The 5,037-nt window shown below is 41.3% G+C and carries 6 protein-coding genes; 3 read left to right on the top strand and 3 right to left on the bottom strand.

The genetic code is table 11. The features are described 5' to 3' along the window. The coding region (locus ACKLNH_RS20395; RefSeq protein ID WP_413114101.1) for a zonular occludens toxin domain-containing protein at positions 1-1,054 on the top strand (1,054 nt) is incomplete at its 5' end. 112 nt (positions 1,055-1,166) lie between these two features. Continuing rightward, positions 1,167-1,754, top strand: coding sequence for a cell envelope integrity TolA C-terminal domain-containing protein (locus ACKLNH_RS20400; RefSeq protein ID WP_413114102.1), 588 nt, complete (start codon positions 1,167-1,169; stop codon positions 1,752-1,754). 98 nt (positions 1,755-1,852) lie between these two features. Here the strand turns inward: ACKLNH_RS20400 and ACKLNH_RS20405 are convergent, their stop codons facing one another. The 3 genes from ACKLNH_RS20405 to ACKLNH_RS20415 all read right to left on the bottom strand — a co-directional run bounded on the left by ACKLNH_RS20405 (position 1,853) and on the right by ACKLNH_RS20415 (position 3,665). Then, positions 1,853-2,323 (bottom strand): hypothetical protein, encoded by a 471-nt coding sequence (locus ACKLNH_RS20405; protein ID WP_413114103.1) that lies wholly within the window; start codon positions 2,321-2,323, stop codon positions 1,853-1,855. Positions 2,324-2,427: 104 nt separating this feature from the next. Then, positions 2,428-2,943: a hypothetical protein gene (locus ACKLNH_RS20410; RefSeq protein ID WP_413114104.1), complete on the bottom strand. Its 516-nt coding sequence runs from the start codon at positions 2,941-2,943 to the stop codon at positions 2,428-2,430. 302 nt (positions 2,944-3,245) lie between these two features. Then, a complete protein-coding gene (locus ACKLNH_RS20415; RefSeq protein WP_413114105.1) occupies positions 3,246-3,665 on the bottom strand; it encodes a DUF3653 domain-containing protein in 420 nt (139 codons plus the stop codon). A gap of 348 nt (positions 3,666-4,013) precedes the next feature. Between ACKLNH_RS20415 and ACKLNH_RS20420 the strand changes: the two genes are divergently transcribed. After that, on the top strand, positions 4,014-4,517 hold the full coding sequence (locus tag ACKLNH_RS20420; protein ID WP_413114106.1) for a DUF3653 domain-containing protein: 504 nt from the start codon (positions 4,014-4,016) through the stop codon (positions 4,515-4,517). Positions 4,518-5,037: the final 520 nt, after the last annotated feature.

Raw genomic sequence — 5,037 nt, forward strand, 5'->3', positions numbered from 1 at the left:
CTGCTTCATTACTGAAAAGGATGCGCCTTGGCTTGTTCCCCTGTATGAAAAACATGATCACTTTGAAACATGGCTCTATTGGGTTTATCGCTGCTTTAGTAAAACCCAGTTAACCGCATTAACCGAGTTCTTGGAAAATTCGCATGGCTCTGCGGCCTATTGCTTTGAGAACGTTAAGCACTTCAATTTTCACTTCACTCATTTTGCTGATGCGAAAGAGTGGTTCTCACTGCCTAAGCGTTCAATCATATGGATAGATGAGTGCCAGCAGTTCTTCCCCCCTCGCCCTGTCAGTGCAGGAAAGCCTGATTATATTGCAGAGTTTGAAACCCATCGTCACAAAGGGTTTGATGTTCATCTTGTTACGCAAGATCCAAAACTCATCGATGTTAACGTTCGCCGCTTAACTGGGCGTCATGTCCATTACCATAATCCGTTTGGTGGTGAACGTGTTACTCGGTTTGAATCCTCCAAAGCCATCGACCCTGATAACTACCACGACATAAAGCAGTGTCAAAAGTCGTTTATCAAGCGCAATAAGAACTACTACGGGGTGTACTGGTCGGCTGAAATCCATACCCACAAATTCAAGATACCCAAGATATTTATTATTGGCATGTTGATAGTGCTGTTCTTGGGCTTTATTGGCTATCGTCTTTATAATTCGCTGTTAAAACCCACTGAACCCCCTCCCCAAGTTGAAAGCGTAACCACTAATAGCCTTGAAGCACCTCGCGCTGATAGCGTCCCTTTTGAATCTGAGGTCAAAGGCCATCTAGCACAGATGATGAGTGATGTTTATATTGATGGCTCAGTGATTCGTTACCTTGATGGTGAAGAAACCTATTATTACAGCTTTAGCGAATCAGAGACGGGCAAGATATTCTATCCCGATTTAGCAGGGCTTGAGGTAGTCCCCATTGATAAGTGTCTTGCTCGTGTAGTGTTTGATGGCTTTGATATGGTGGTGACATGTAACCCGTTTTACACGCGCCCTGAATATCAAGAGCAAAAATCCAATCTATTCGATAGCGTCGTACAAATAGATAGTTGAGTGATTGGGGTTTGCAGTTTGATTTGAACTGTCACGCAACCGCTAACACTCGCGCTGATCTTAATATTCATCATTCGATAGCCTGTGCATAAACGTATTTGGAGGATAGATAATGTTGGCACAGGTGCGCCCTTACGCTTTGGTACTTTTCGGGTTATTTGCGGCCTTCTACGTCTATAAGCCTGAAGTCGTAAAGTATCGTGTTAAATCTACCCTAACCTCTTTGAGCTATGTACTTGGTATCAATGTTATCGAAGTGATAGAAGATGCAGCCCCAACCATTTATCAAAAACCGTTGAACCTGCCAGAGCCTCGCAAGCTAACCGTTCCTGATGCTGATTATATGGAGAATTACAAAGCTGAAAGGCAAGCGACCAGTAAGAATGTAAAGAGAAGGATACTTCAACCAACAGCAACACCCTTGATAACGAAAGAAGTTGCAGAGTATCGGCTTATTTTATTGCATAAGGTGATCAAGTCAGAATTAGTTGAGAGCCAACAATACCAAGGTATGAAGTGTTACGTTTCTTTTAGGATTAACGTTGTCGGCGCTATTTCTGACTTCAAAAGTCTTATTGGCAACACTGAGCTATGTGACGCGATAAAGCAAAAGCTATACACCTATTCCCCTTGGATTATCTCTAATGATCAAGCGGTAGTGAACCAAATGAACCCGATAAAGATAAGGTGGGAAGGGTGATTGGCTTTTGCTATAGTGAAACCCGAACGAAACATCGACATATGATTTTGCGAAGCAAAAATACCACACGTTCGTTGGCGGTCGGATTGAAGCGTTTGTTAGAAATTTTTTTGTGAAGACCATGTATACTCAGTAGAGGTAAGCGAACCATTTGTGTCTCCTACGTAAGTTGTTATCCCTTTCAATTCGCCGCCATTGTCAGATAGCTTTAAAGTAAAAGTACCTCTATCTGTCATATATTTAGATGTAGACTCATATGTGCCAGTCAAAATTAAATTTTTAAAGCTCCCAGTAAATTTATAGCTCGAACCTCTATCTTGTCCTTCTAACGTTTTTATAGTACCAGAGATACAATTACCTCGCTGTACAACTGAAATTTCTTCTTTGTGAACTGAACTTGTATCAACTAACTCCGAAAACCACAAACCATCTATCCTCACACCTTTATACAAAAGATCCTCTGTTCGAGGCTTAAGTATTGCTAACCAAACAACACGGAATAACCAAATCAAAATGCCAGTTACCAAACCTGCGACGATACCTGCAATAATATTATTTAAATCGATCACGTAATTACCTCTGAATCCCTAACCTAGCTAATCGACAATAAAACTGTTGGCTAAAATAGCGATAAACGAGCAAAGCCAACTTTTTTGTCTTTTTAATCAGATTATTAGGTTTTCATTGCTCCAATTAGCCCCGATACGGCACCACCTAAAACGGAAGCAACTGTTGGGTTAGAAATTAATGATTTTAGTAAACCTTTTGCCTCTTCTTTTTCTACGGGCGTAGAGTTTGAAGATTCAATTTCTTGAGTAAGCTGTTCGAAAGCATTAACTATGTTTTGAATGTTTCCGTCACCAACTTGAACATTAGAGTTTTGAATATGAAAGGTTGTATTATTTGCCACTTTTTTTTCTCTCTCTTGTTTAGCCTCTTTGACTACAGTAATTGAAAAATGTGACTGTTTTCTTCCTATACCTGAATTAAATTTAACATCAGTTATAGCAAAGCGTTCTTCTGTTCCATTGGGTAAAGGCTGAATAATTACATCGTTCTCAGTAACAACTAATTGATCATTAAAGATAACAAGATTTGCTGGACCAAATTTTGTTTTAAATGGACCAGTACGCTCGCCATTTTTATTCTCAATAAATGCATTGTCTGTCAACATGCGTTGAAGTGACATATAACTCTCCTTGTACTGTTAACTCTTCCCACATGCCGCATAGCACCCTAACCACGCTTTCAGATTACACAGTAGTTTTTACGCTAAATCAATATATTATGCTTAAACTGTTAATCACGTAACAAGTTATGCGTCGTATTGATGAACAAGCGGCTAGCTTACATGGGCATCGCCCCGAGCGTAGCGAGTCACTGAGATAATAGGTGACTCGCTGATGTTGCAGTTTGCTCCAGGTCTAAACTCACCGACACAGGCCAGAACGCCAAGTAAAGTGATGAACCGTGCGCAGCATGCGCCCCCTACTAGACCCGCTTTTTTCTTTCCGCACTGTAGCGAACCGAATTTTTCATATAGTCCGTTTTAGCAATAGACCTTGCTACTTTCATTATGTGGTTCATGTGCGGTTTATCAGACGGGGCGCCTAGTTCGATGAGCGCAGCACCAGTTTCAACATGCGCAGCGCGTAGTTCGTAGCCGTTTGGAGAAACTAATAGGCCGTTTTGAAATTTCCATCCTTCCCATTCTGGATGAACATCTTTCAAATCCAACTTAGAGTAGAGCCTCATGAGTCGTTTACACTCAGGCGGGATAGTTTTACCTTTATCCCATTCCGTGATCGTCCTCTCACTTTTAAAACAAAGTTCAGATGTCTTCTCTATGCTTAAACCACATTTAAAATGACGAAAAATGAAATTATCTGTATGATATTGCCTATAAAACATAAGATGCTCCTTTTCCTAAGAATTTTATAGGCCTCTCATTATACCATCTTAAATTTCTATTTAACGTAACTCCCCCTAATGCGCACTAGCGCAGGTAAATTTAACATCTGCATGTGGTTTCAAGTAATTGTGAATAAGGTGTGTTATTGACTCATTTAAATCAATGACTTGTGATTGCAAACTGACTGGCGTAAAGCCTAGCTCCGTTCTAATTGCTGAGAATACTCTTTTTATTCAATATGGTAGATCTATCGAGGCGTTTCGCAACACTCGATTATTACGATTGATTTGTACTTATTGCTCGGATATTTCTTATCGTGTTATTTAACAAAATGAGAGGTATGTCACATGGCTTTCTATCATTACTCATTCGTAAAACTGTTTTGGGAAACGTTTGATGATGTTAACCAAGCTGCAAAATGGTTCCACGTCCGACCCGTTACCGTTCGGCGTTGGTTATCTGGAAAAATCCCTGTTAACCCGATGGCTGAAAAACTGCTCTATATTCGGTCGCGTGGTTACTTGCCTGACGATACACGTTGGAAAGGTTTTAAAGTTAATGAAGAACGTGCCATCTTCATCACTCCTACGGGACGTGTGTTTCGTCCAAGTGAGCTAGAAAGTTTTGGTATTGCTATGGACTTCTATCTTTACTATCGCAACTACATGACTGAGAACCTTCCACCGCGTGAAGGTCTATCAACGCCATACCCATTTCGTGGCGGTCGCCGCATGAAGCAACCTAAGGGTTTAACGATCACCAAAGAACAAAAGAACAAACATAAACGTGCTGTTCGAGAAAAAGCAGAAGCCGAAAAAACCGCTGCTGCTAAACGTGTCTCAAACGGTTAACTTGTATTGATAAGTTACTTAGGAAAGCTGTAATAGTGAAAACGTTACAGCGTCCCTTTGTCTGCTCTATGTACTAAATGTGCTTATTGTTTCGGCTTTGGTTTAAGAAGTGACACGATCGCAAAGACAGTCACCCCAACAGCCACTTGCCATGCGAATTTCTTCACTGTCATCGTTTAGTCTTCGACTTAACCACACGGCCACCTTTGGCATAGCGATAGCCCTTTTTGAGTCGTCCGGTTTTGCTGTTTACGCCTTTGGCGGTGCGCTTGCGTTTGTTAGCCATAATCAATCCTTTGTTGTCAGTTGTTTATCTATTTTGAAGCAGTACAAGGCTGTTTTGTATAGCCCCCATGTGTTGCCGCATATCATTAAAAAAAGCAGCACATCCGGGGCAGAAAAACCTAGTGCAAGTAAACTTGTCGTCGCGGCTTGTTCCATCCAAGCCCCCTACTTTCGCTCATTGCGCAGCGTGTCCCAAATACCCACACCCAAGGCAACGAACGCGGGGATCGCTCCA

It is taken from the genome of Thaumasiovibrio clandestinus (assembly GCF_047250365.1).
Classification (GTDB): domain Bacteria; phylum Pseudomonadota; class Gammaproteobacteria; order Enterobacterales; family Vibrionaceae; genus Thaumasiovibrio.

Coding starts and splice junctions, on each gene's coding strand:
- ACKLNH_RS20415 (WP_413114105.1), bottom strand. CDS start 3,665: ATGTTTTATAGGCAATATCATACAGATAATTTCATTTTTCGTCATTTT.
- ACKLNH_RS20400 (WP_413114102.1), top strand. CDS start 1,167: ATGTTGGCACAGGTGCGCCCTTACGCTTTGGTACTTTTCGGGTTATTT.
- ACKLNH_RS20420 (WP_413114106.1), top strand. CDS start 4,014: ATGGCTTTCTATCATTACTCATTCGTAAAACTGTTTTGGGAAACGTTT.
- ACKLNH_RS20410 (WP_413114104.1), bottom strand. CDS start 2,943: ATGTCACTTCAACGCATGTTGACAGACAATGCATTTATTGAGAATAAA.